Origin of the sequence: Bradyrhizobium sp. dw_411 (genome assembly GCF_018449695.1) — a bacterium.
In the GTDB taxonomy this organism is placed as follows: domain Bacteria; phylum Pseudomonadota; class Alphaproteobacteria; order Rhizobiales; family Xanthobacteraceae; genus Bradyrhizobium.
The window spans coordinates 157,201-180,776 of the sequence record NZ_JAAVUY010000003.1 but is presented as its reverse complement, the minus strand read 5'-3'; the positions used below and the strand labels follow the sequence as shown (position 1 = coordinate 180,776).

24 protein-coding genes are annotated in these 23,576 nt (G+C 58.8%); 11 read left to right on the top strand and 13 right to left on the bottom strand.

Going from position 1 to position 23,576, the window contains the following annotated elements; all coding sequences use genetic code 11:
• Positions 1-35: 35 nt before the first annotated feature.
• Both HB676_RS05905 and HB676_RS05900 read right to left on the bottom strand, forming a co-directional pair.
• The gene (locus HB676_RS05905; RefSeq protein WP_213736767.1) at positions 36-1,388 is read right to left on the bottom strand and encodes a hypothetical protein; all 1,353 of its coding nucleotides are present in this window, start codon (positions 1,386-1,388) and stop codon (positions 36-38) included.
• The gene (locus HB676_RS05900) at positions 1,385-2,599 is read right to left on the bottom strand and encodes an acyltransferase (RefSeq protein WP_213736766.1); all 1,215 of its coding nucleotides are present in this window, start codon (positions 2,597-2,599) and stop codon (positions 1,385-1,387) included. Before HB676_RS05900 ends, HB676_RS05905 begins: the two co-directional genes overlap by 4 nt.
• 420 nt (positions 2,600-3,019) lie before the next feature.
• On the opposite strand from HB676_RS05900, the gene HB676_RS05895 reads away from it, so the two are divergent.
• The 3 genes from HB676_RS05895 to HB676_RS05885 all read left to right on the top strand — a co-directional run bounded on the left by HB676_RS05895 (position 3,020) and on the right by HB676_RS05885 (position 7,350).
• Positions 3,020-4,198 carry an acyltransferase gene (locus HB676_RS05895; RefSeq protein WP_213736765.1) on the top strand — a complete coding sequence of 393 codons (1,179 nt, stop codon included), beginning with the start codon at positions 3,020-3,022 and terminating at the stop codon, positions 4,196-4,198.
• A gap of 451 nt (positions 4,199-4,649) precedes the next feature.
• Entirely contained in the window at positions 4,650-5,060 is a 411-nt protein-coding gene (locus HB676_RS05890; protein WP_213736764.1) for a hypothetical protein, read from the top strand.
• Between the two features lie 43 nt (positions 5,061-5,103).
• A complete protein-coding gene (locus HB676_RS05885) occupies positions 5,104-7,350 on the top strand; it encodes a polysaccharide biosynthesis tyrosine autokinase (RefSeq protein ID WP_213736763.1) in 2,247 nt (748 codons plus the stop codon).
• 411 nt (positions 7,351-7,761) lie between these two features.
• Here HB676_RS05885 and HB676_RS05880 read toward each other — a convergent pair whose 3' ends face one another.
• The 3 genes from HB676_RS05880 to HB676_RS05870 form a co-directional block, all read right to left on the bottom strand.
• Complete coding sequence (locus HB676_RS05880; protein ID WP_213736762.1) at positions 7,762-9,195, bottom strand: undecaprenyl-phosphate glucose phosphotransferase; 1,434 nt, start codon at positions 9,193-9,195, stop codon at positions 7,762-7,764.
• Positions 9,196-9,469: 274 nt separating this feature from the next.
• Positions 9,470-10,462: a UDP-glucose 4-epimerase GalE gene (galE, locus tag HB676_RS05875; protein WP_213736761.1), complete on the bottom strand. Its 993-nt coding sequence runs from the start codon at positions 10,460-10,462 to the stop codon at positions 9,470-9,472.
• Positions 10,463-10,872: 410 nt separating this feature from the next.
• Complete coding sequence (locus HB676_RS05870) at positions 10,873-11,130, bottom strand: hypothetical protein (protein WP_213736760.1); 258 nt, start codon at positions 11,128-11,130, stop codon at positions 10,873-10,875.
• 211 nt (positions 11,131-11,341) lie between these two features.
• On the opposite strand from HB676_RS05870, the gene HB676_RS05865 reads away from it, so the two are divergent.
• Positions 11,342-12,082 (top strand): metallophosphoesterase family protein, encoded by a 741-nt coding sequence (locus HB676_RS05865; RefSeq protein WP_213736759.1) that lies wholly within the window; start codon positions 11,342-11,344, stop codon positions 12,080-12,082.
• Between the two features lie 18 nt (positions 12,083-12,100).
• Here HB676_RS05865 and HB676_RS05860 read toward each other — a convergent pair whose 3' ends face one another.
• Together HB676_RS05860 and HB676_RS05855 are read right to left on the bottom strand one after the other, a co-directional pair.
• Positions 12,101-12,517: a hypothetical protein gene (locus HB676_RS05860; RefSeq protein ID WP_213736758.1), complete on the bottom strand. Its 417-nt coding sequence runs from the start codon at positions 12,515-12,517 to the stop codon at positions 12,101-12,103.
• Between the two features lie 440 nt (positions 12,518-12,957).
• On the bottom strand, positions 12,958-13,128 hold the full coding sequence (locus HB676_RS05855; RefSeq protein WP_213736757.1) for a hypothetical protein: 171 nt from the start codon (positions 13,126-13,128) through the stop codon (positions 12,958-12,960).
• 87 nt (positions 13,129-13,215) lie between these two features.
• Between HB676_RS05855 and HB676_RS05850 the strand changes: the two genes are divergently transcribed.
• Positions 13,216-13,593: a hypothetical protein gene (locus HB676_RS05850; protein WP_213736756.1), complete on the top strand. Its 378-nt coding sequence runs from the start codon at positions 13,216-13,218 to the stop codon at positions 13,591-13,593.
• Between the two features lie 262 nt (positions 13,594-13,855).
• Positions 13,856-14,833, top strand: a complete 978-nt coding sequence (locus tag HB676_RS05845; protein ID WP_213736755.1) for a Ku protein — start codon at positions 13,856-13,858, stop codon at positions 14,831-14,833.
• A 132-nt stretch (positions 14,834-14,965) separates the two neighbouring features.
• Here the strand turns inward: HB676_RS05845 and HB676_RS05840 are convergent, their stop codons facing one another.
• Positions 14,966-15,130 (bottom strand): Flp family type IVb pilin, encoded by a 165-nt coding sequence (locus tag HB676_RS05840; RefSeq protein WP_213736754.1) that lies wholly within the window; start codon positions 15,128-15,130, stop codon positions 14,966-14,968.
• Between the two features lie 219 nt (positions 15,131-15,349).
• Here HB676_RS05840 and HB676_RS05835 point away from each other — a divergent pair, with 219 nt between their 5' ends.
• Entirely contained in the window at positions 15,350-15,517 is a 168-nt protein-coding gene (locus HB676_RS05835; RefSeq protein ID WP_213736753.1) for a hypothetical protein, read from the top strand.
• A gap of 72 nt (positions 15,518-15,589) precedes the next feature.
• On the opposite strand, the gene HB676_RS05830 is transcribed toward HB676_RS05835, so the two are convergent.
• The 3 genes from HB676_RS05830 to HB676_RS05820 all read right to left on the bottom strand — a co-directional run bounded on the left by HB676_RS05830 (position 15,590) and on the right by HB676_RS05820 (position 18,187).
• Positions 15,590-15,811, bottom strand: coding sequence for a hypothetical protein (locus HB676_RS05830; RefSeq protein WP_213736752.1), 222 nt, complete (start codon positions 15,809-15,811; stop codon positions 15,590-15,592).
• A gap of 121 nt (positions 15,812-15,932) precedes the next feature.
• The gene (locus HB676_RS05825) at positions 15,933-17,510 is read right to left on the bottom strand and encodes an MDR family MFS transporter (RefSeq protein WP_213736751.1); all 1,578 of its coding nucleotides are present in this window, start codon (positions 17,508-17,510) and stop codon (positions 15,933-15,935) included.
• A gap of 161 nt (positions 17,511-17,671) precedes the next feature.
• Positions 17,672-18,187 carry a YcgN family cysteine cluster protein gene (locus tag HB676_RS05820; protein ID WP_213736750.1) on the bottom strand — a complete coding sequence of 172 codons (516 nt, stop codon included), beginning with the start codon at positions 18,185-18,187 and terminating at the stop codon, positions 17,672-17,674.
• A gap of 392 nt (positions 18,188-18,579) precedes the next feature.
• Here HB676_RS05820 and HB676_RS05815 point away from each other — a divergent pair, with 392 nt between their 5' ends.
• The 3 genes from HB676_RS05815 to HB676_RS05805 are packed head-to-tail and all read left to right on the top strand — an operon-like array spanning position 18,580 to position 22,003.
• Positions 18,580-20,859: a PBP1A family penicillin-binding protein gene (locus tag HB676_RS05815; RefSeq protein ID WP_213736749.1), complete on the top strand. Its 2,280-nt coding sequence runs from the start codon at positions 18,580-18,582 to the stop codon at positions 20,857-20,859.
• Between the two features lie 2 nt (positions 20,860-20,861).
• A complete protein-coding gene (locus HB676_RS05810; protein WP_213736748.1) occupies positions 20,862-21,440 on the top strand; it encodes a DUF1214 domain-containing protein in 579 nt (192 codons plus the stop codon).
• Positions 21,437-22,003, top strand: a complete 567-nt coding sequence (locus HB676_RS05805; protein ID WP_213736747.1) for a DUF1254 domain-containing protein — start codon at positions 21,437-21,439, stop codon at positions 22,001-22,003. Before HB676_RS05810 ends, HB676_RS05805 begins: the two co-directional genes overlap by 4 nt.
• 14 nt (positions 22,004-22,017) lie before the next feature.
• Here the strand turns inward: HB676_RS05805 and HB676_RS05800 are convergent, their stop codons facing one another.
• Both HB676_RS05800 and HB676_RS05795 read right to left on the bottom strand, forming a co-directional pair.
• On the bottom strand, positions 22,018-22,794 hold the full coding sequence (locus tag HB676_RS05800) for a hypothetical protein (protein WP_213736746.1): 777 nt from the start codon (positions 22,792-22,794) through the stop codon (positions 22,018-22,020).
• Between the two features lie 15 nt (positions 22,795-22,809).
• Complete coding sequence (locus tag HB676_RS05795; RefSeq protein ID WP_213736745.1) at positions 22,810-23,007, bottom strand: hypothetical protein; 198 nt, start codon at positions 23,005-23,007, stop codon at positions 22,810-22,812.
• Positions 23,008-23,255: 248 nt separating this feature from the next.
• Between HB676_RS05795 and HB676_RS05790 the strand changes: the two genes are divergently transcribed.
• Positions 23,256-23,465, top strand: a complete 210-nt coding sequence (locus HB676_RS05790; RefSeq protein WP_213736744.1) for a hypothetical protein — start codon at positions 23,256-23,258, stop codon at positions 23,463-23,465.
• Positions 23,466-23,576: the final 111 nt, after the last annotated feature.

Here is a 23,576-nt window from a genome sequence, read left to right as displayed (position 1 = left end):
CAGAAAAACGACGAAAAAGAGCCGCAACCGCAGATTCACGCCGCCCTTGGCGTCAATCCTCCGGAATCCGGCACGACCGGTACAACGTCTGCAATTTCCTGCACGCTTTCGTGCACGCTCGCAGCCCGGCTCCGGAATACCTCACTGAATGCAAAGCCGATGGTCAGCAAACCGCTGGCCGGACCGTACGCAAGCACCGTCACTGCGAACAAATTCATCACAATCACGGCCGTCAGCTTGTAAATGTCCTTTGTCCGCATCACCGCAAAGAAGACGCAGATCACAAACACGACGAAGATCGGGCCGAACATCAGATAGGTGCCGATGTAAAAATTATCGACCGGCACGTAATAGCTGACCTTGTTGGAAAACAGCTGCTGGGGATAGTTGAAGCAGCCGAGACCGCAGCCGGTCAGAAAACCCAGCGGCATCAGGTCGCTCATATAGACGAACGGAAGCTGCCAGCTGTTATTGATGCGATCCTGCATGCTGAACAGCACCGGATATTCTCTGGCGAGGTTGATACCGGAAAACAGGATCATCAATATGATGGGAATGAGGATGGTCAGGAACGACCACAGCGCCATTCGACGCAGCATCGGGAATTTCTCGCGCTCCGGGATAATTCTGATGATGACGAGGCACACCAGATAGATAATCATCAATCCCAGGGTCGTTTTGCTGGTCGTCAGCTTGATCGCGTACATCCCGATGGGAGCCCAGATTGCACACCACAGCATGTTGCGGCGAACCGAGGTGATGACGAAGGCGATGAAGGTAAAGAATCCGGCCATGGTGCTGTCGGCGGCAAAGCCGGCCAGCCGCGGATCCGACTGCGTCCACCACAGTCGCTGGGCCTCACGCGCGGTGCCGAAGGATTCATAGGAAAAGCCGACCCACGGCAGGCGCATGTGGGCCGACAGGAAGATGCCGATGATGGTGAGATAGAACACCAGATGAATCGAACCGAGCAACCGCTTGTATTGGCTGAGATCCCGCCCGCAAAAACAGAATCCCACAAACACCGGCGCGATCATCTTGAGAGACGACGCAGCGCCCGCGGCCTGCCCCAGAAAGATATAGCCAATATATAGAGAGAACACCATGTACAGCAGCGTGAGCAACGCGATCAGGCTTTTGCCGGCAATGACATAACGTTGCAGAAACAAGGCAATGCAGGCCAGCGCCGCAAGATCCGGAATGAACCACAACGCGTCGAGCTTCACGATCGCGAAGGCATAGCGCAATGCGCCGGCGAAGGCGTCCCGGTAAAAATACAGGAACAGCGCGAAGGCCTCCAGATTCCAGATGGAATTGGATTCCTGGCCGAGGGGTGAATAGCCCGGGCCTGTCAACACCATGGTGTCTGATCGCGCCGAAGCACTCATTGGCCTGCAACCTCCGCCTTCGCGGTTGAAAGACCATCTTTTTCGATCGCGCGGCCGAGCAGCCTTTTGACGATCCGCGAGCCCGGGCTCTCGATATGCTCAAATGTGAAGTTGGCGACCACCAGAACGGCTACAACAAGGACCATCAGCAGCGAGGACGCAGCCGCCCCCGACAGCAGGTGGCTATCCAGCGCCTGAAACCTTTGCGCGCCCACCCCTCTCGCGAAATATTCGATCAGCACGAGAACGAAGGCATGAACCATGTAGATCGAGTACGACCGCTTGCCGAGCCAGACCAGCGGCCTGATCGACAACAGAAGCGGCAGCATTCGAGCCGGAAACGCCATCAGCGATCCCAGCAGAACAGCAAAGACCACCGGAGCGACGAACCCGACGGCTGGAAAGCTTCCGACAATGCTAACAGCCGTTATCGCGGCGATCGCCGCGCCGAACTGCCAAACTGTCTGGAGCAGAGGCGACGTAGCCGCGGGCACCGCTGCAACGACCCGCACGGTGAGCACCCCTATGAAAAAGCTGAACACGCAGCGCACGACACCGAAATCATAATGAAAATCCATGCTGTCCTTGTGCAGAACGAACACAATGATGAGCAGGCTCGCAGACACCAGGATGGCCGACAGCACGTAGATCAAGCTCGCATCTTTCATCTTCTGCGCAAAGATCACGACGAGGCCAAACACGAGATAGGTGTAGAATTCGGCGCTGATGCTCCAGCTCGGCGCGTTCCAGCTCAAATAATCGACGAAACCGAGCGCGTGCAGCAGCAGCACATTCACAAAAAACGAATAGGCATTATTGACCGGCATTTCCGGCGGCACGGTGTGCATGAAACCCACGCCAACCAGGCTGAGCCTCACCAGCCGGAACAGCAGGAACGCCAGCAAGGTGACGATATGCATCGGATAGATTCGAGCCAGCCGGCGTGTGACATATTCACGAAACCCGAATGACCCGAAACCTGATTGCACGTAGTTCAGCGATATGACGATCCCGCTCAGAACAAAAAACAGATCGACGAACAGCCACGCATTAACAAAAAACGCACTGTCGACCCAGGCTTTGTTCTGCAACAGTTCCGAGAGCGGCTTTGAAATCACAAAATGATGGATGACGACACACAGCGCCGCGAGACCGCGAATGCTGTCCAGCGGCACATAATGATTCTTCGAACGATGTATCGATGCAGTCAAGCAAGCATCCCACACTGCATTTGCGACATGGGTTTCGTTGTATAGACCTCGCGCGCTGTTTTCAACGCTCACATTCGAGCGAGTGATTTGTTCTGTTCAACGCGCACCACAAATCACCACAATATCGCCACTCTATGTGCGGAGTTAGGTTCAACGAGTTCTGCATCGAGTCTTTGTGTGCATGACACGCTGGGTGCAATCATGCACATCGACAATGGGAACTCATTGAACGCGCAAACGTAAGCTGTTCTGTTTGATCGTCGCCGCTGAAAGATGCGCGCCGCGCTCAGCTGATGAGCAGAAAGCTCAACAACTAACCAAACCGAACTTGCAAAATGATCGCGGCGTTCGCGCGTTTTGGTTTAGGTTGATCGTCGCGCCGTGCGAGTTCGACTGCGGAAGAAATCAGGAGTGCATTTGATGAAGCCGGCAATCCTGATCAACAGATACGCCACCGCCGGATGGCTATCTGGTCCCAGCGCAAAGCAAATCATGGATGAGCATGGCGGCGCCGGTCCGGGATTCGATATGGTGCGAATCGCTCTTTCGCTGCTCGTGATCCTGCTGCACTCATTTCATACTGCCTATGGCATACCGGCTGCCGAATATCTCGCCACCGGATGGTCGCACCCGATTTGGGCAGCTACGCTTCCGATCTTCTTCGGACTAAGTGGATTCCTGGTGTCCGGCAGCGCCCTGCGCTCCCGAAGCCTGCGAGTGTTCCTGACATTCCGCGCGCTTCGCATTTTTCCGGCGCTGGCGGTCGAGATCAGCCTGTCGGCGCTGATCCTGGGACCGTTGCTGACGACCGTGCCTCTCGGCGAATATTTCGGCGATCCGAGGTTCCTGAGATATTTCGGCAACATTATCGGCTGGATTCATTTCGAACTGCCGGGCGTCTTCGAACAAAATCCGAATCCCGGCATCGTCAACCGAAGTCTGTGGACCCTGCATCCCGAACTTCTATCTTACGTGCTGATGGCGGGGCTCATGACCGTCGGCTGGGTCTACAGCCGATGGAAGGTCACTTTGTTCTGGATTTTCGCCACGGTGGTGCTGGCCGGCTATAATTTGATGACGGCCAAGCTTGAGCTTCGGGGAATCTATTCAGGCGGCATCCTGATCTATTACTTCCTGACGGGAATTGTGGCTTATCACTGGCGCGACGCCATCGTGATCAATTGGCGCCTGTTTGTTGCTGCCCTTATCTTGAGCTATGTGCTCATGCGCTTGCCACAGACCACGTTTATCGTTCTGCCGCTCACCAATGTCTACATCATGGTGTATCTCGGCATGGTGAGATTTCCGCATGTGAAATTTCTGCAAAGCGGCGATTATTCCTACGGCCTCTATCTCTACGCATTCCCGATTCAACAGGCGATCGTCCAGTTCTTCCCGGGCTTTAGAAGCTGGTGGATGGTTTTTATCTTGGCCGTGCTGGCGACATTCTGTGTCGCCTGGGTATCGTGGCACGCGATCGAAAAGCCGACGCTGAAGTTAAAGCGCTGGATGCAAAATGTGCCCAAGCCGATTCCAAGCACGACCGAACCCGTCGATGAACCGGCGAGCGCGCAAGCTTCCGAAGCATTCCGGGCCTGACCGCAGATTCATCCGTGCCTGTTCGCGTGCACTGAAAACAAGCAACGCGACCAATCGCTCACCACGACAGTGTTGTCCGGATTGTTGTTGCTTCTCAAAGCGCGCACAGAATCCATTGAAGGCGCGAGGTCGTCTACATGTTGGCGATTGTTTGACTCGAAAGCGGAGAACTTGTTTTGGATATCCCCGTTTCTTTTGCACCGCACAAGAATTTGACACAGTCTTTCGATAACCGACTGAATGTCTGAATATTTTCGTCACTCGGCGAGAAGTGGAAAATATGTCCCGCATAGCGACACCATTTAGGCATGTCGGCCGTCATGCGGGCTGGCTGGTCGGGTTCGGCGTGCTCCTTGCAAGCACAACACCATCTCACGCCCAATGCGTGGAACTCACCGACCGAATGCCGACGGAAACCATGCAGTTGTTCGCGTCCGAACCATCCGCGCTGTTGTACGTGCTGCGCAACGACAAGGAAAAATTGGCGGCGAGATTGACCGGCATTCTGGTCACCGATCCCACCCTCCTGACTTCCGTCGCGACGCTGGTCAGAAGAGCCCCCACGGACATCCGCCCGACGATCGGTAAGGCGCTTCGGCAGGCGGAACTGCGTTGTGTTGCCGTGCAGCCGCAAGCGGCGCGCAAGATCAATGATTTCGTCCGAAATCTGGCCGACCGATCCGTTACCGCGGGTTATGTCGCCCTGACGGAAGAACCTTCTACCGAACCCACCGTTGGCGACAATAACGACAAGTCGGTTATCAAGCCCGTCCGCCCCCCGGTAAAATCCAATCCGTTGATGACCGGCGAATGGCACGACGAACTCGCCGATCCCTTTGAGAGCGTGCCGCTTCCCGAATAGACCCGCCTGGAACAGACGTCCCACAACATAAATGAACATACAGATGTATCAGCCGCGAAATCAGTTTGAGGGACCGAAGTTCGGGATCGACCTCGGCAAGACGCTCACCGTCGAACGGGTGGTCGATATCGTGCGCCGGCAGTGGCCGTTGATCACGGCTATTCTGGCGGGCGTACTGACGCTCATCATCGCCTACCTGCTGACGGCGACGCCGATGTATACGGCGAACGCCCGAATCCTGATGGATACGCGGCAGACCCAGGTGCTGGACAAGGACAGCGGCGTCACCAACGCGCTGATCGATCCCGGCTTTGTGGATAGCCAGGTCGAGATTCTCAATTCGGACGATCTGATTCTGTCGATCGTCCGCAAGCTGAAGCTGACCGACGACCCTGAATTCAACGGCTCCGATCCCGGCCTCATTCCCCTGGTGATCGGGAAGGTGCTTTCGCTGTTCAGCTCCGACGGTCCTCCTTCCCAGGAAAAAATCGAAAGAGGCGCCGTCGAGACGATCCAGAAGAACCTCAAGGTGGAGCGGGTGCTGACCACCTACGTTTTGTCCGTGAGCTTCCGTTCGATCAGCGCGGAAAAGGCCGCTAAAATCACCAATGCGATTTCCGACGCCTATATGGTCGGCGCGCTCGAAGCCAAATATCAGTCCACCAAGCGGGCCGGCGAATGGCTGCAACAGCGCAGCGCCGAACTGCGCGAGCAGGCAACCGCGAGCGATCGGGCGGTGCAGACCTTCAAGGCACAGAACAATATTGTCGGCACCAGCCGCGGCCTGATGAGCGAGCAGCAACTGACAGACGTGAATACCCAGTTGATCCAGGCCCGCGCGGCCACCGCCGAGGCAAAGGCGCGCCTCGACCGGATCGAGGCGATTTCCGACAAGGATCTATCCCAGCCGACGGTGACCGACGCGATCAACAATACGGTTATCACCCGCCTGCGCGCCCAATATCTCGACCTCGCTGCGCAATATGCCGACTGGTCGGGCCGCTATGGCAAGACCCATCAGGCCTCCATCAATCTCGCCAACCGCATGGAAGAATTGCGCAAGGCGATCGCCGACGAAGTCCGGCGCATTGCCGATTCCTATCGCAGCGAATACGAGATCGCGAAAAGCCGCGAAACCTCGCTGGAAGAAAACATGAGGGGGCTGGTCGCCCAGGCCGGCAGCACCGCCCAGGCCCAGGTCAAGCTCCGAGATCTCGAAAGTGCTGCGGATACCTACCGCAACCTCTACAACAATTTCCTCGAGAAGCTGCAGCAGGCGACACAAAACCAGAGCTTCCCGATCAGCGAAGCCCGCATCATCAGCACCGCGGTGAAACCCGACAAGAAAAGTTCGCCGAAGACGGTGTTGTTTCTCATCGGTGGCGTGATCGGCGGGCTGTGTTTCGGCTTTGGCGCCGCCTTCTCCCGGGAGCTTTTGAGCGACGTTCTGCGCACCCCGGGGGATGTCGAGGACGAACTCGGGGTCAAGTGCCTCGGCGTTTTGCCCGATATCCGGCCCGCTGCTCCCGTCACGAAAAAAGCGCGGGCCTTGCGACCCGGCGATGCCTCGCCGGAGGCAGAGAGAGAAAGCTCACTCTCGCATTATGTCGTCGACCATCCATTTTCTCGCTTTGCGGAAACCCTGCGCAACATCAAGGTTTCCATCGACGTCGCGCGCCTGACCCGCGACGTCAAGGTGATCGGCATCGTCTCTTCGCTCCCGAAGGAAGGCAAGACCACGGTCGCCGCCAATTTCGGTCATCTGACCGCGCTGACAGGCCACCGCACCCTGCTGATCGACGGTGACCTGCATACGCGCTCGCTGACCCGCGAATTGGCGCCCAATGCAACGACCGGCCTGGTCGAAGTACTCAAGGATCCAAGATCGCTCGGCCACCACATCAAGCGCAGCCAGGAAACCGGCCTCGATTTCCTGCCTTCCTTTGTCATCTCGCGCATGGTCAATTCCGCCGATGTCATGGCGTCCAAGGCCATGGCGGATATGCTGATGGTGATGCGGGAGAACTACGACTACATCATCATCGATCTCGCCCCGGTCATGCCAGTCACGGACGCCAAGGCGGTCAGCCATCTGCTCGATGCAATGGTTTACGTCATCGAATGGGGACGAACCACGCGCAATGCCTTGCAGGAATCGATGTCCAGTTCGGAAGCGATCCAGAAAAAGCTGCTGGGTGCGGTCCTGAACCGCGCCAACCCGAAAATGCTCAAGCGCATCGAGGCCTATAAGGGCTCGCATTACAACAGCTACTACGTGGAACGGGCCTAAGGGGCCGCTGCGGCCCGATTTAGCAAGCAGGCTTTGACGTGGGAGCGGCAACTGACTTCTCGCTGTAACGTCCTAACTCAAGAGCGTTTTCCAGTTTGATCGGTATAGTACTGTTCCCGTGGCCTCATGGTTCGAGACGCGCCAACGGGTCCGCGCGAAGCGCGGCCCGATGATAGACTCGTCGCGCTGCTCACCATGAGAGGGGTCGGGGCCCTCCTCAGCCAATAGAATTGGGAGAATTGGGGCTTTCCAGTTAAGCCCGTCATGGCCGGGCTCGTCCCGGCCATCCACGTCTTTGATTATAAAGACGCGGTTGAAGAATATGGCCGCAGTTAAGACGTGGATGCCCGGCACAAGGCCGGGCATAACGAACTTAGCCAGATGGATTCGTCTACGGCAACTTCGATACCTTCAATAGGCTTCCTGATACATCAGCGCCGCCGCGGTCCGGAAGATAATCCGGATATCGAGCCAGATGCTCCAGTTGCTGACGTACCAGACGTCGTATTCGACGCGCTTTTCCATCAGATCGATGGTCGAGGTCTCACCACGAAACCCGTTGACCTGGGCCCAACCGGTCAAGCCTGGCTTCATATGGTGGCGGAACACATATTTGCTGATCATCTGGTCATAGTAATTGTCGTGGGCGAGCGCATGGGGCCGCGGCCCCACCAGCGACATCTCCCCGCGCAGCACGTTCCACAACTGCGGCAACTCATCGATGCTGCTCTTTCGCAGAAAACGCCCGATTCGGGTCACGCGGGCGTCCTGCTTCTTGGCCTGCGTGATCGTGGAGCCATTCTCGGCTACGAACATGCTGCGGAATTTCCAGATATCGAACGGCTTGCCGTTGAAGCCGCGGCGTGACTGACGGAAAATCACATTACCGGGCGAATCAAGCTTGATCAGAACCGCCGTGGTCAGCAGCAGCGGCGCCAGCAACACCAGCGCAACCGAAGCCAGCCCAATATCGAGGCAGCGTTTCTGGGCCCGTTCGAAAATCGACAATGGCGGCCGCTGAATCTCGATCGCCATGGTGCCGCCGACCGGCACGAACGGACGCGCCACCAGATCGGCAATCGGAAAATCGGGCAACAGCCTGATCGGCTGCGGCACGACGCGAAGATGCTGGCTCAGCTTTTGCAACATCGGCAATTCGTTCCAATCGACTGCCAGCAGATATTCGTCCACATTGGTAGCGCGGGACTGCTGGATGATATCCTGGATCTCACGGTCCCATGCCGCCTCATCCTGCGTCGAATTCAGGACAAAGTGACGAACCACATCGAAGCCGCTCTTTTTGAGATCCTTGAACCGGCTCGAGGTGAAATCCAGCGTTCGCATGCTGAGCAACACAACCCTGCGGTCGATAAAATGCCCTTTGGCGAACGGCGAAGCGAAGCCAATCCGCCAGGCGGCGCGATGCCCCCACAGACCGGTCAAGCCGATCAATGCAAACAGAATGATCGTACCGCGCGAAAGATGATCGGTGGATTTGAGGAGAAACGCGGCGATTGCGAGAATAATCAGCGAAACCATCCAGTTGATGGCGGCTTTACGAAGCTGCCATGCCACATTGAGCAGCCGATGGTTGTCATACGTGCCCTGCAGATATCCGATGCCGACGAACACCACCCCGACAATCAATCCGGCGCCGTTGGAAACATCGCTCTCGAGGAGCGGGCTGAAAAATGTGCCGTAGATCAGGCTGGCACCGAGATAGCTCATTAGGATCAGGAGGAAGTCGCCGGCGGCGACGAAAATCTGAAGTGGTCTCTGCAGTGTGGCGTTGCGCTTGGCATCGCCGGGATACGCATTCTCCAAACCATACGTTGTTGAAGACATCGCGGCCTCTCGCAGTAAGTCGTCTTTCCGGAGATTCAGCTTCCCGGAATTTCGTTCAAACCTTGTTAGCTAACCTGAGCGATTGTGTGGCGTCGCAGCATGAGATTCAAAACTAATTTTTGCATTGCAACTATGTGATGAATTCAGACTCCAAAAAGTCAGACTCGGAAAAAATTGAACGCCTGAAATTTCGTCAGCATGCGAACATCGTCATGGGCAAATTGACGTCGCATTGATCATCGCTTGCGAAAGCGACACGAAGCATCGCTGCAAATCAGCGCGCCGGATGGGCCTTCTGGTGCCACGCCCACGCCGAGGTCACAATCGTGGCAAGATCGGAAGACACGGGGCGAAAGCCGAGCGCATTGCGGGCGGACGATGGATTCGCGACAAGAAATGGAGGATCGCCGGCGCGACGCGGCTTCACAACCAGGGGGATTTTCCGTCCGGCGGCGGCCTCAATTGCGGCAACCACCGCGCGCACGGAAAATCCGGAACCTGTGCCGAGGTTGAAACAACCCCCGATTGAACCCTTCAACAGCGCCTCGACCGCCAGGATATGGGCCGCTGCCAGATCGTCGACATGAATATAGTCGCGAACCGCGGTTCCATCCGGGGTGTCGTAGTCTTCGCCGAAAATCGCGAAATCCTGGACATGTCCCTGCAGCGCCATCATTGCGCGCGGAATAAGATGTGTCTCGGGATCGCGGAACTCACCGATCGAAGCGGATTTTTCCGCGCCGCTGGCATTGAAGTAACGCAGGCAAGTCGAATTCAGTTGGTAAGCCCTGCGAAAGTCGGCCAGAATCTGCTCGATCATCCATTTCGAAGCGCCATAGGGATTGACCGGCGAACCGGCAGCCTGTTCCGGGAGAGGATCACGCCCGGCGGTGCCATAGACGGCACCGGTGCTGGAAAAGACGAGCCGGTCGCACCCCGCCTCCCGCATCGCCGCCAGGAGCGAAAGCGTGCCGCCCACATTGTTCGAATAATATTTTTGGGGATCGGCGACGGATTCGCCCACCTGGCTGAAAGCGGCGAAATGCATGACCGCCGCGATACGGTGGCTCCTGATCGTGTCCCGGACCAGCGCGGTGTCGGCGATATTGCCGACGACCAGCGGACCCCATTTCACGAAATCACGATTTCCGGTCGAAAGATCGTCAACGCAAACCGGCACATATCCGGCCTCCGACAGCGCCTTGCAGCAATGAGCGCCGATATATCCTGCCCCGCCCGTGACGAGAATTGCTTCGCTGCCCGCCATTCATCTCACCGCCCAAACTTTTCACTACCCAAGAGATTTCCCACCCGAGGGATTTCCCGCCCAAGGGATTTCCCGCCGGCCGCCACCGGGCTGCCAAAACAATACACAGGCAAATCAATACACAGCTATGGACGTTTTTGTGATTGGTGTTTCGCTCATCGCCCGGCTGAAAGTTATTTAGATTAACGGCACAGCACGATCAAAAACTGGCGGAGCACTTACTTCCACAGAATCTGCACCTACAGAATTCTGCAGCCACAAAATATTCTACACCACAAAATTTTGCAGGCGGACGCATAAGGCTTAATTGCCGATCATCGGCCGCTATTTTGATCACCAGCCGCTCAATGAATGACCGGAACAGCATCGCGCCGAACCCCTTAATTTGACGCAGTGGTCTTAAGCCAATTTTAGCGCGCAAGCGCTAAATTTCGCCTCAGTTTGATGGGGACCAATCTTATGATGATGCTGGCGATTTGCAGCATGCTGATCGGATCGACGCTGGCGATCCGTTTCAGAGTAATCGTGCTGCTGCCGATCATATTTTTGGGCTCCGCGGTGCTGGCCACCATCTCGGCAACCCCAGACGAGCCATTTTCCCGGATCGCGTTGATGGTGATTGTTTTCGCGGCAAGTCTCCAGCTTGGATATGTCTTTGCAGCGGTCATGAAGCACGCCTTGATTCCGGTTCTGAGCCAGACGCCGCTGCGGCCGCAGAGAAGCCCGAAGTTTCGCCAGGTCTTGAGCGCAAAGCCCCGGTCTTGAACGCAAAGCCTTGAACGGCCGCCTCCCGTGGGCCACATGCTGCCTTGAACTGGACATAAAAGCGGCAGATGCCGGATGCCCCGTCCGGATTTGCTTCCTCCAAATTAGTCCCAGATGTTTTCAGCGCTGCGATCTACCAGTCCGACATCCAAGCCGAAACTCCCTGCCGGAGTTCGCATTTACGCCATCAGCGATATTCATGGCTGCGCCGATCTGCTCGAGCAAATGTTCCGGGTGATTGACGCCGATGTGGCCCACAGCGAACCCCATCGCGCGATTGAAGTTTTTCTGGGCGACTACATCGATCGCGGACCTGACTCGCGATCGACGATCGACCTCTTGATCGAGCGCAGCCGCCACAGAAATACGATCTTCCTGAGAGGCAATCACGAAGCATTTCTGACCGAGGTATTTCAGGACCCGTCACGGATTGCAGACTGGCTTCGCGTCGGCGGATTGCAGACCATGATATCCTACGGGCTTTCGCCGTCGCTTAGCCCGGATTATGAAGAGCAAGTCGCGCTGGTAAAGGAACTGATCCTGGCAATGCCGCGACAGCATCGTGCCTTCCTCGAGCGCCTGCGACTGACTTACACATGTGGTGATTTTTTCTTCGTCCATGCCGGCGTCCGCCCCGGGATTCCCCTTGCAAATCAGCAGGAAGCTGACCTGCTGTGGATCCGCGAAGAGTTTCTCCAGAGCCAGACGGATTTCGGCAAATATATCGTGCACGGCCACACGCCGGTCCGCAGCGCCGAAGTGCTGGCGAACCGCGCCAATATCGATACCGGGGCCTATGCGACCGGAAATCTCACACTGTTATCGATTCAGGGCAGCAGCTTGCTCGCCGTCTGACAGGGCGATGGCGCTTGGTCAGTGGCTGGGATTGGCAGGCTTGTGGTCCGGAAACCGGCTCAGCATCGCGGCTTTCAGAAATTTGAAATGGGTGATCGACGTCGCCAGTTCCTTGAGGCGGCGCTGCCCGTTGGCAATCTCGGTGCTGAACAGATCCTGATAATGGCTGTCGAGCGCGTCGCGCTCTAGATATTCGTCAGTTCCATTCCCCAGGGTAACCGCCGCGCGGGCAAGGACATCCTCGACCCTTCGGCTGAGCCCCGATTGTTCCAACTCCGCCGCATGCAGGGCATCCTCGATGGCTTCCAGGATGGAGCTGATCCGCGACCGGTCAGTTTCAGCGTCGCGATCGGCTGCGCGCGCTCTAAATGTCTGATCGCCCAGACGTGTCCTCAGGTAATTATGTGCGCGGGCCCGCCAGAAAAGCTGAAACATCTCGATCGGTCCGATCCAAGCCGTGGCTCCATCTGTCCCAAGTCACGCTATTTTAGTTAATAAAGGCTGAATTTCGGAACCGTCCGGGCTCGCCCGAAACCGGATTCAAAATGCCCGGCGCGCATGTCCGAACGTGGTGGTATGCGACCCGGCATCCCGAACTGAGGCGGTCACATGTTGGGCACGACGCCGGTACGATCGCCATGAGCCTGCGACGTATCCGAGACAGAGCCCCACAGCAAAAATCGACGACTGGATCAGGAAAGTGAGCATGCGATTCGTCCGGTTATCAACCCGCCGGTACTTTCATTCCCTGATGTGACAACATGATGGTTTGCGACGTCGAAAATTTTGCCATTTGAAGAAATCTTTGTGCAGCGAGAAGCTGCCGCGGAAATAATCATGACGCATTCGACTGTAGCCATTCGCGAATCTCCTCGTCAGGAGAAACACCAGATGACGAACTTCAAAAAAATTTCACCCAACAGATAGACCCACGTTAACGTCGCCAGCAGCGCCAGCCCAAGGAACGACCCGAAAAATGCCAACTCCTTGGCCTTCAGAAGCAACGGAATTTTTTCTGACTCGGAGAGCATCGGCGTTCGCTTCACAAAATCCCACGACGCGCGTTGCTACCGCGCAATTTGGATGATCTCGTGACGCAATCACAAGGAGGCGCCGATTACTGAAAAAATTTATTGATCGGCAGATATTTCATTTTGCATTTTTATTTTGTTGCGCGTCGCGCGGCGAAGAATTTTCGACACCACATGTGGAGCGATCAGTATGAATTTCTTCAGGCTGTCGTCCAACTGATGTGCGCATGCTCATTCCGCGCGCCCTCAGACGCGGAAGAATACGAACCAGACCACGCCGAGGATCAAGACCGCAAGACCGGTGGAGACAAGCAGAAGAGCAAGTACCGACGGCCCCGGCTCGGCCTGCCGCGCTTCGGTTGGCGTTTCGACGATCTGCTGTTGATCGATCTGGCGTTGATGCTGTGTTGCCATGGTGGCCTCGATTTTTTCGATGGCGCGCCAAGTCGTTCGGCGCAAGATGCGAAGGGCAACGCATGATTTCGAACGATGTTCCGGGTTTAACGCGCGTGCTGACTGGTTCGGACCACCTCAAAACGGAACAGCAGGCATCGGGGGCCACCGGTACCCCATTGCCTGAAGTCGGATCTGCACCCCCGGCGGCAAGCCCATGAAACAAGTCTGCAACTTCCGGCCGCCGCCACGGTTAACGTCATTGAGAGATTCCTTAACGCGGCTTCTTTGAAACCCGGTGCCGTGGTGGTATCCTGCTAGGATATTTGTTGCGTTTTCGGAGTATCCCATGGCGCCCCGTGCCAACTGGAAAGGCTTTTTGCGCCTTTCGCTCGTGACCTGTCCGGTCGCCCTCTATCCGGCGACATCGGATACCGAAAAAGTCAGCTTCAACCAGATCAACCGCAAGACCGGCCATCGCATCAAATATGCCAAGGTCGATGCCGACACCGGCGAAGAAGTCGCCGCCGAAGACATCATGAAGGGCTACAAGGTCGACACCGACACTTATATCGAGGTGTCGAAGGACGAGCTCGACGATATTGCACTGGAATCGACCCACACCATCGAGATCGATGAGTTCGTGCCCAAAGCCGATATCGACAACCGCTATTTGATCCGCCCCTATTATCTCGTGCCGGACGGCAAGGTCGGTCATGATGCGTTCGCGGTGATCCGCGAAACTATCCGCAGCATGAACAAGGTCGCGATCGGCCGTGTCGTGCTGACCAACCGCGAACACATCATCGCGCTGGAACCGCTCGACAAGGGCCTGATGGGCACGCTGTTGCGCTATCCCTACGAAGTGCGCGGCGAGAAGGAATATTTCGAAGACATCCAGGACGTGAAAATCACCAAGGACATGCTGGATCTCGCCAAGCATATCGTCGAACAGAAATCGGGATCGTTCGAGCCCGATGCGTTCGAGGACCACTATGAATCCGCGCTGATCGATCTCATCAACAAGAAACGCGCTGGCGTCACGCCCTCCGCAAAGACCGCGCCCAAATCGAGCGGCAATGTCATCAATCTGATGGATGCGTTGAAGCGCAGCCTTGCCACCGAGCGGCAAGCCGCCCCTGCCCCGAAAGCCGCCTCTTCCTCGAAAGCCACGGGCAAGAAGCCGCGCAAGGCTGTCGCCGGCCAGCGCGAAATGCTGTTGCCGATCAGCGGCAAACGCACCGCCAAGGAAGAGCCAAAAGTCCAGGCACCGAAGAAGGCCGAGAAACCGGCGCGCCCCTCCGTCCGGTCGAAAAAGGCGGGATAGTGCCGGGGCATTTGCGCCGGCACATCATGACTGGGGATCGGGAAGCTGATGTTCGCGCGGATCGCATGCGCGCGCGGCACGACAACGGACAAGCAAGAAATAGCAACCGTGATCGTGGTCGGGGCCGGCCAGTTACTTCAGCGACGTATTGATCGAGGTGAATCGGCCATTGAGGGTACTACCGATACCGTTGACGGCGGTTACGATCACGATGCTAAGGCCGGCTGCGATCAGGCAATATTCGATCGCGGTCGCGCCGGACTCATTGCTGAGGAATCTTGAAACCAGCAGCCCCATCGAAAAACTCCTGTTGGCAGGTCAGGCCGAATTGCGCGGAAATCTAGCGACACATTGGTTGCAACCGTGTTGATAAACACCCTCAACGAGGGATTAAATAAATCGTTCGCAATTTCCGTATCCATCCACGGTATTTATACGGCATCAAAAATTTACTTCTGATTTTGCGATGGCCTCGCATGGTTGCGACCGGCGTCTCAGGGGTGAGCGAACATGCCAGTGCAGAAGCAGGATTTGAGAAAGAACTATATCGGTGTCCTGCGCGAGGAGATCGACGAGCAATCCGCCGCCGCCGAACTGGCGAATTCCCGTCACCCGATGAAGGCTATTTTGCGCGCTCTGATCGCCAACGTGCTGATCCGCCGGGGAGCGCCGAACGCACGATAACGGCGCCGGAACTCCCGCCGATGTCGGAGGAGAGCGTCGGCTTCAGGCCTCACAGGCAGATTAACCGCAAGCTCACGGCTTGAAGAACGCGGGATCGTTGAGCGCCTTGATCATCGTATCCACCATATCGGCGGCGTCGTGATCTTCCCGCTGCTCGAGCAGTTCCCACATCTTGCGCAGATTGGCGCGCATCGGCGCCTTCAACGAGGGATCACGCTCGATCAGAGTACGCGCGATACAAAAGGCGATGCCTTCGGTGCCCATCCGGGTCTGCTCAACGGTGGCTTTGCTCATGGCCGGCTCCTTCGGATTCCACTGCTTGATTTGCTGGCGCCGCTGTTAGATCAAATCGCGGCGCAGGGATAGACGAAGTCATCGCCAAGCCGGCAAGTTTACCGCTTCAGGGCAGAGCGCCCTACTCGGCCATCTCCAGCGGCGTGGATGGACCCGCCAGCGGCTTCTCTTCCATAAGGACGACACACAGCGAGGCTGCCGCCAGCATCACCGTAGCGGCGGCGAACACATAACGAAACGCGATAACCATGTCGGCAACCGGAATAGAGTTCACCGGTCCGTGATGCTCGCCGCTCAGCGAAATATCCGCCCCCAACGCCATCAGCAGGATCGCGGTGAAGACGGCCACTGTAAACGACGCGCTCAGCGAGCGGAAAAAGTTCAGCGCCCCGGTCACGGTGCCGACCTGCGACCGCACTACGGAATTTTGCGCCGAAACCGTCGTGACCGGGAACACGGTGCCAAGACCGAGCGCAAACAGCGACAACAGCACCAGCAAAACCCACAGCGGCATGAACGTCGACGCCAGCGCGCCGCCCGCCAATGCCCCACACAACGCTCCGATGATTGCGACACGCTTGTAATGTTTGGAGCGCGCCATCGCCCGGCCGGCAATCGCGGCGCCGCCGGTCGAGACCGCCGCCAGCGGAATCAGCGCAAGCCCTGCCTCGCTGGCACTGAGGTGATAGACCACCTCATAATAGAGCGGCAGATGCACGGTCAGCCCCAGCATCGCGCCCATCGCCAGACTGCCGCCGCCCATTGCATAGGGCACGACTGCTCCGCCCAGCAGCGGCAGCGGCAAAAATGGTTCATCGGTGCGCCGGACATGCCATACGAACGACAGCGCCAGTGCGACCGAGGCGCCGATCATCCCGGTGATCGCCGGTGACAACCACAGATACCGGTTACCACCCCACGTCAGCACCAGCATGAACAGCACGGCGGAAGCCATCAGCAGCACGCCGCCGAGCCAGTCGACCTTGCGCTTTCGGTGGAACACCGGGATCTTGCCCATTTTCGGCAACAGCAGCGCCAGCGCTGTCAGCCCAAGCGGCACGTTGATCCAGAAGATCATCGACCAATGCAGATGTTCTGCGAAGACGCCGCCAAGAATCGGTCCCCCGATGCCGGCCGCCATCCACACGCCGCTAAAATAGGCCTGGTACTGACCGCGCTCGCGCGGCGACACCACGTCCGCAATCACGGTCTGCACGATCGGCAGGATGCCGCCGCCGCCGAGCCCTTGCAGTCCGCGCGCCAGGATCAAGACTGGCATGTTCGGCGCCACCGCGCACAGAATCGAACCCACCATGAACAGGCTCATCGCGGTGATGATCGTGGCCTTGCGACCGTAGATGTCGCTGAGCGTACCGAACACCGGGGCCACCGCGGTCGAAGCCAGCAGATAGGCCGTGATCACCCATGACAGGCTGGAGACGTCGCGGAACTGCCGCCCGATGGTCGGCAGCGCGGTGGCGACGATGGTCTGGTCGAGTGCGGCCAGAAACATCGACAGCATCAGGCTGAGCAGGATGGTGTGAACTTCGCTCGGCGTCAGCGGCGCAGGCGGCGCGATCGGCGGCGCATCGCTGATATCGATGACTTCAGTTGACAATTGTGACAGGCCACCGGGGACGGCATCGGGCAATGTCTGTTGGTCAGCCGGTTGGGGGCTTTGCCGTTCGAACTTGTTCATGCGGAATTGGGGTTATACGGGGTGCGCGGGCAAAGGCCGCGGGAATCATCATATTGCCCGTTACTTAAGCGGAAAACCGGCGCTTTGGCAGCGGGTTGCGCGCATGGGTGCGTCCCGCCGGAGGACCAACGCAATCCCGTGACGGGATGAGCAGCGCGGTTTCAGGATTTTGGCCGCTTTTTCAGCCGCGCCCGCTTCGGCAGCAGCGCCGGCCATCGCACGATATGATCCTCGAGATCGGCGTCCGCGATCTCGTCCTCGGTTCCTTGCACCCGCCCGCGCACGGAAACACCGGCTTCATGGACCGTGTTGGGGTCGCCGGAAACCAGGGGATGCCACCAGTAGAGATCGCGCCCTTCGGCGACCAGCTTGTAACCGCAACTCGGTGGCAGCCAGTTCAGCGTGCGGACATTTTCTGGCGTGAGTCGGACGCAATCCGGAACCTGATCGGAGCGATTTGCATAATCCTTACAGGCACAAAGCCCGGCATCCAGCAATTTGCAGGAAACATGGGTGAAATAGATCTTGCCGGTGTCCTCGTCCTCCAATTTCTCCAGGCAGCACCGCGCACAGCCGTCGCACAGGCTTTCCCATTCGGCGCTGGACATCTGCTCCAACGTCTTGGTTTTCCAAAAGAATCCCTCTTGAGTCGAGGGCGGCTTGGGCGGGGCGGTCATGAGTCCTGACGATTTCCGGGCGTAATGGGCCTGAGGGCCGTAAAAGGCCGTTCTATAGCGTTTTCGAGTGAAGTGGATACCGGTTCGTGGAAAGAAAACGCGTCAAAACCTGAGATTAGAGCCCGGTTCTGACTTCATCGGAACCGGGCCCTGGAGGCTGCAGCATCACAGGTGCAATTGCGATGGCGAGGCAATCGAAAAGGCCGGGACAGCGTTAGCCCTGCCGATCGAAATAGCAGCAGGACCATTGGTTTATGGCCCTCGCTCGGATAGATAGGGATGGAGTCCCCCGTGGCGTAATAGCGCCTTGGGTTTGCCGCAACATTCCCGCAAGACGTCTCGACGGTGCCCCAGCCGGGTGCTTGAGCGCTGCAAACTGACCAAGGGTCCCGGTGCGCAAGATCGTACCTACGGAATGGAAGAAAAAGATCCGGCACTGGCTGCTGGATCTCGATGCGCGCATCGATTCAACGCTGTTCTCCTCCGGCAAGGGCGCCCGCGAACTCTATGAGCGTTTCTCGACGTTCATGGATCGTTTCTATGTCGGCCGCTGGAAGCGCTGGATCTTCATCGAACCGTTGTCGGAAGCCGCCACGCTCGGACTTGGCGGATTGCTGTTGATGCTGGCGCTCGCAGTGCCGGCGTTTCGCGAAACCGCCGACGAAGACTGGCTGAAGAAATCCGATCTCGCCGTCACGTTCCTCGATCGCTACGGCAACCCGATCGGCAGCCGCGGCATCAAGCATAATGACTCGATTCCGCTGGAAGATTTTCCGGACAATCTGATCAAGGCGACGCTGGCGACCGAAGACCGCCGCTTCTACGATCATTTCGGCATCGACATCGCCGGCACCGCTCGCGCGCTGGTGACCAACGCGCAGGCCGGCGGCGTGCGACAGGGTGGTTCGTCGCTGACCCAGCAGTTGGCCAAGAATCTGTTCCTGAGCAATGAGCGCACCATCGAGCGCAAGGTCAACGAAGCATTTCTCGCGATCTGGCTCGAGACGCGGCTCACCAAGAACGAAATTCTGAAGCTCTATCTCGATCGCGCCTATATGGGCGGCGGCACTTTCGGCGTCGACGCGGCTGCGCACTTCTATTTCAACAAGTCCGCGCGCGACGTCAATCTGGCGGAAGCCGCGATGCTCGCCGGGCTGTTCAAGGCGCCCACCAAATATGCGCCGCATATCAACCTGCCCGCGGCGCGTGCCCGCGCCAACGTGGTGCTGGATAATCTGGTCGACGCCGGCTTCATGACCGAGGGCCAGGTGTTCGGCGCCCGGCGCAATCCGGCCACCGCGGTCGATCGCCGCGACGAGAATTCGCCGAACTATTATCTCGACTGGGCGTTCGACGAGATGCGCAAGCTGGTCGACACGTTCCCGAAATCCTACAATGAGCGCGTTTTCGTGGTCCGCACCGCGATCGACCTGAACGTGCAGCGCGCCGCGGAAGACGCCATCGAGAACCAGTTGCGCCAGTTCGGCCGCGACTATCACGCCACGCAGGCGGCGACCGTGGTGGCCGATCTCGACGGCGGCGTGCGCGCGATGGTCGGCGGCCGCGACTATGGCGCCAGCCAGTTCAACCGCGCCACCGACGCCTACCGGCAGCCCGGCTCGTCGTTCAAGCCATATGTCTACACGACAGCGCTGCTCAACGGTTTCAAGCCGACCTCGATCGTGGTCGATGGTCCGGTCTGCATCGGCAATTGGTGTCCGCAGAATTACGGCCACTCTTATTCCGGCGCGGTGACGCTGACGCAGGCTATCACCCGCTCGATCAACGTCGTTCCGGTAAAACTGTCGATCGCGATCGGCGGCAAGGGCGGCCCGAAGGCCGGCCGTGAAAAGATCGTGGAAGTCGCGCGCCGCTTCGGCATCAAGGCGCCGCTGCCGGATACGCCGTCGCTGCCGATCGGCGCCGACGAAGTCACCGTGCTCGAACACGCTGTGGCCTACGCGACATTCCCCAACAAGGGAAAATCGGTCACGCCGCACGCCGTGCTGGAAGTCCGCACCGGCGCCGGCGATCTGGTCTGGCGTTTCGACCGCGACGGCAAGAAACCGCTGCAGGCGATCCCGGCTTCGGTCGCCGCCGACATGGCGGGCATGATGAGCCATGTGGTCAGCGAAGGCACCGCGCGGCGCGCGGCCCTCGACGGCATTCCGACCGCCGGCAAGACCGGTACCACCAACGCCTATCGCGATGCATGGTTCGTCGGATACACCGGCAATTTCACCTGCGCGGTCTGGTACGGCAACGACGATTATTCGGCGACCAACCGCATGACCGGCGGCTCGCTGCCGGCGCAGACCTGGCACGACATCATGGTCGCAGCCCATCAGGGCGTCGAGATCAAGGAAATCGCCGGTATCGGCGCGGGCACGAAATTGCCTGCGCCCGCCGCAACGACCATGGCCGCGAATGGCGCCGTGAGGGCTCAGGAGGCCAAGTCTGCGGTGTCTCCGATCCTCACCAGACGCGGCGCGGATGCCCTGATGCATGTTGAAAAACTGCTCGACGATGCGGCGCAGACCGCGGGCAACACGCCGCCTGTAGATCCCGCAAAACCAGCCAAGCCGGTCTCATCGACCTCGCTTCCGTACCCTGAAAGCTTTGCAGCGGCAGCCCCAGGCGATCCGGCCAAATCAGCGCCGCGCAAGAACTGACCGTGCGGCTGATCTTCATCACGTTACTCGCGCTGATCCTTGCCACCGTCGTCGGCCTCGGCGCGACGTGGATGACGGCGACGCGCGGCACCGATCTCGGCACGCTGAAAATCGGCGCCTGGACCGCCCGGCCCAAAACCGGCACCGCCGACGTCGATCCCTATTCACGCGCCTCCATCGCGCGCAGCGGCGAGTTGCCGATCGGCACCGGTGACGGCGTGGCCTTCTCGGCGACAACGGACGATCGCAAGCGGCCGCTCGATGGCCGTTGCGACGTGATCGTCAGCGGCGTCACGCCCGCGGCGCGGTTCTGGACCTTGACGCTCTACGACACCAAAGGACGCCTGGTCGCGAACACGCTGCAACGCTACGGCTTCACCAGTCAGGAAATCATCCGCGGCGCCGACGGCGCGTTTGAGGTCCGGGTCGCGTCGCGATCGCGTGCGGGCAACTGGCTGCCCACCGGGGGCATCGAGCGTTACGCGCTGATGCTCCGGCTGTACGACACCCCGGTCGGCGTGGCGACGCGAACCCAGCGCGATGCGCCGATGCCGACGATTACGACGGTGGGTTGCCCATGATCCGGCTGCTGTTCACCATCGTCGCAGGCGTGCTGCTCGGCGGCGTCGTGCATCTCGTCAGCGTGCTGGCGCTGCCGCGGATTGCGACCCAGGACGCCTATTCGCGTCTCACGCCGTTGACGAAACTCAACGCCGTCAGTCCGCTGCCGCAGGCCGATCCGAACAACGCTTCGATGCCGTTCATGGATCCGGCCTTCGCCACCGCGATCTGCCGCTATGACCTCTCAGGCGGACCGATCAAGCTCACGGTCCCCGTCAGTCAGGCCTACACGTCCGTGTCGTTCTATACGCGCAATGAAGTGGCCTATTACGCCATCAACGACCGCTCCGCCGGGCGAAAAGTGATCGAGCTCGATCTGATGACCGAGGCGCAGCATGCCGAATTGCCCGAAGATGAAGACGTGACCGCGGCCGACCGCCTGATCATCGATTCTCCTACCGCGGCGGGACTGATCGTCTTGAAGGCCTTGGCGGCTGAGCCCGGCTTGATGCCGCAGGCCCAGGCTTCACTCGCCGCATCAAGCTGCAAGGTGCAGACCGAGCCGACGCCGGCCAAACGCTGATCGCGACGGAATCTCTAGCCCTTCGAGACGACGGCGTGTCCGATCACGGGCTGTGTCGCGACCGGCGGATTGGCGGTCTGGGCGGCGAGCTCATTGATCAATCGATCGACTTCCGCCGCCATGTTGTCCGGCGCCTGGATCACCAGCCGCTCGAGCGCCCACCGGTAGGACGAGATCCTGCGCTCCAGGCATTGCTGCACCCATTGCACGATCAGGGTATTCTCTTCCATCCGGGCGACCGCGTCGGCGCGTTCGCGCGGCGACAATTCCGAAACATGCGCGAGGCTGGCCTTGCGTTTTCTGTCCAGATCGAGCACCCGCCCGGCATTGGCGTAGAACGGCTCGAACCGGGTGATGTCGTCGCGCACATCGTCGGTCATCTGCGAATAGCGCGAGGCGTGGGAGCGGTGCGGCTCATCGATTAACTGGCGCCCATAGGTGGTGCGGTCGAACGGCGGCTGTTTCTGCCGCCACGGCGACGGCAGCACGGCATAATCGCCAAACACGCTCTTCCAGGCGGGGCGCGAATGCGGCGGTTCGATCAGGGGATAGGCCTGATCGCGAAGCTGGCGTTCACCATCGGTGAGCTGGAATTGCGACGCCCGCAGACCAATGCTGCCGGTGGCCTCGCCGCCCATCCATCGATGCATGTCGTCGTTGACAAAATCCTGGCGGGTGCGGCCGAAATCGCCGCCGCTGCATCCCCCGAGCGTCAGGCCGAGCAGAAACAACGTTGCGGCGGCGACCGGAACCCGCGCTCTGGTCCGGATCGGAAAAAACGTCTCCGGCATATCCAATGTCCGATGTTATCTTCGGCGGCGGCGGCGGCGCGGCGCCGTGCCCTCTTCCGGCCCGCGACCACCGCTGGTTTCCTCGGGTTCGCGCTCGATCCGGATGACAGGAAGAATAAGGACGGTGCCCATGCCTTCGCGCGGCGCGCCCTCCATGGTTGGGCCCAGCCGTCGCGCTGCCGCATCCGCCGGAAATTCAATAATAGTGCCCATGCCAAATTCTCTCTGGTTGCCGCTCCGGCGTGATTTGCCGGCGACACGTCAACATTAAAAACAGGACGTGGTTAACGGCATCTTAATTTCGCACCTGGGATCGAAGTTGGCTTCGAGCCGGAAATATGGAAAAGCCGTGCGATGGCGCCCACGGCGCGGTGAGCCGCCGGCGGCGACGCCTGATCGGGAATGACCGTCCAGTATCCGGCAATCCGCATCGCAAGCGACGTTGTGGGAACTCGATGTGCTTGAGCAACATCGACGCAATGTTACTGATCAATCTCTCCCTGGCACGACGTGCGCAAATTGCGAGCAAATTTCTCGCCACAACTTTTGCCACTCTGCCGAAGACCTCATCAGGCAATTATCGTCCGGTTCTTCATGGCAATTTCTTCGTCACACGAAAAACATCCGGCTTCTTCGAAGTGCGCGGGAGGCCGGTCACAAATCCCACTTAAAATAATGATCGCTTGACGCGTATCGATCAACGGCAGCGATTTTCTTTTGGAAGTCGTTTCAGTCAGCGTTGACTGTGTGATTTTTCAATTCGCGCGCTAATCATGGAGCAG

Coding starts and splice junctions, on each gene's coding strand:
- HB676_RS05895 (WP_213736765.1), top strand. CDS start 3,020: ATGAAGCCGGCAATCCTGATCAACAGATACGCCACCGCCGGATGGCTA.
- galE (WP_213736761.1), bottom strand. CDS start 10,462: ATGGCGGGCAGCGAAGCAATTCTCGTCACGGGCGGGGCAGGATATATC.
- HB676_RS05865 (WP_213736759.1), top strand. CDS start 11,342: ATGTTTTCAGCGCTGCGATCTACCAGTCCGACATCCAAGCCGAAACTC.
- HB676_RS05830 (WP_213736752.1), bottom strand. CDS start 15,811: ATGAGCAAAGCCACCGTTGAGCAGACCCGGATGGGCACCGAAGGCATC.
- HB676_RS05820 (WP_213736750.1), bottom strand. CDS start 18,187: ATGACCGCCCCGCCCAAGCCGCCCTCGACTCAAGAGGGATTCTTTTGG.
- HB676_RS05880 (WP_213736762.1), bottom strand. CDS start 9,195: ATGTCTTCAACAACGTATGGTTTGGAGAATGCGTATCCCGGCGATGCC.
- HB676_RS05800 (WP_213736746.1), bottom strand. CDS start 22,794: ATGCCGGAGACGTTTTTTCCGATCCGGACCAGAGCGCGGGTTCCGGTC.
- HB676_RS05840 (WP_213736754.1), bottom strand. CDS start 15,130: ATGGGGCTGCTGGTTTCAAGATTCCTCAGCAATGAGTCCGGCGCGACC.
- HB676_RS05795 (WP_213736745.1), bottom strand. CDS start 23,007: ATGGGCACTATTATTGAATTTCCGGCGGATGCGGCAGCGCGACGGCTG.
- HB676_RS05885 (WP_213736763.1), top strand. CDS start 5,104: ATGTATCAGCCGCGAAATCAGTTTGAGGGACCGAAGTTCGGGATCGAC.
- HB676_RS05825 (WP_213736751.1), bottom strand. CDS start 17,510: ATGAACAAGTTCGAACGGCAAAGCCCCCAACCGGCTGACCAACAGACA.
- HB676_RS05860 (WP_213736758.1), bottom strand. CDS start 12,517: ATGTTTCAGCTTTTCTGGCGGGCCCGCGCACATAATTACCTGAGGACA.
- HB676_RS05905 (WP_213736767.1), bottom strand. CDS start 1,388: ATGAGTGCTTCGGCGCGATCAGACACCATGGTGTTGACAGGCCCGGGC.
- HB676_RS05845 (WP_213736755.1), top strand. CDS start 13,856: ATGGCGCCCCGTGCCAACTGGAAAGGCTTTTTGCGCCTTTCGCTCGTG.
- HB676_RS05805 (WP_213736747.1), top strand. CDS start 21,437: ATGATCCGGCTGCTGTTCACCATCGTCGCAGGCGTGCTGCTCGGCGGC.
- HB676_RS05870 (WP_213736760.1), bottom strand. CDS start 11,130: ATGACCGCTGCAAAGACATATCCAAGCTGGAGACTTGCCGCGAAAACA.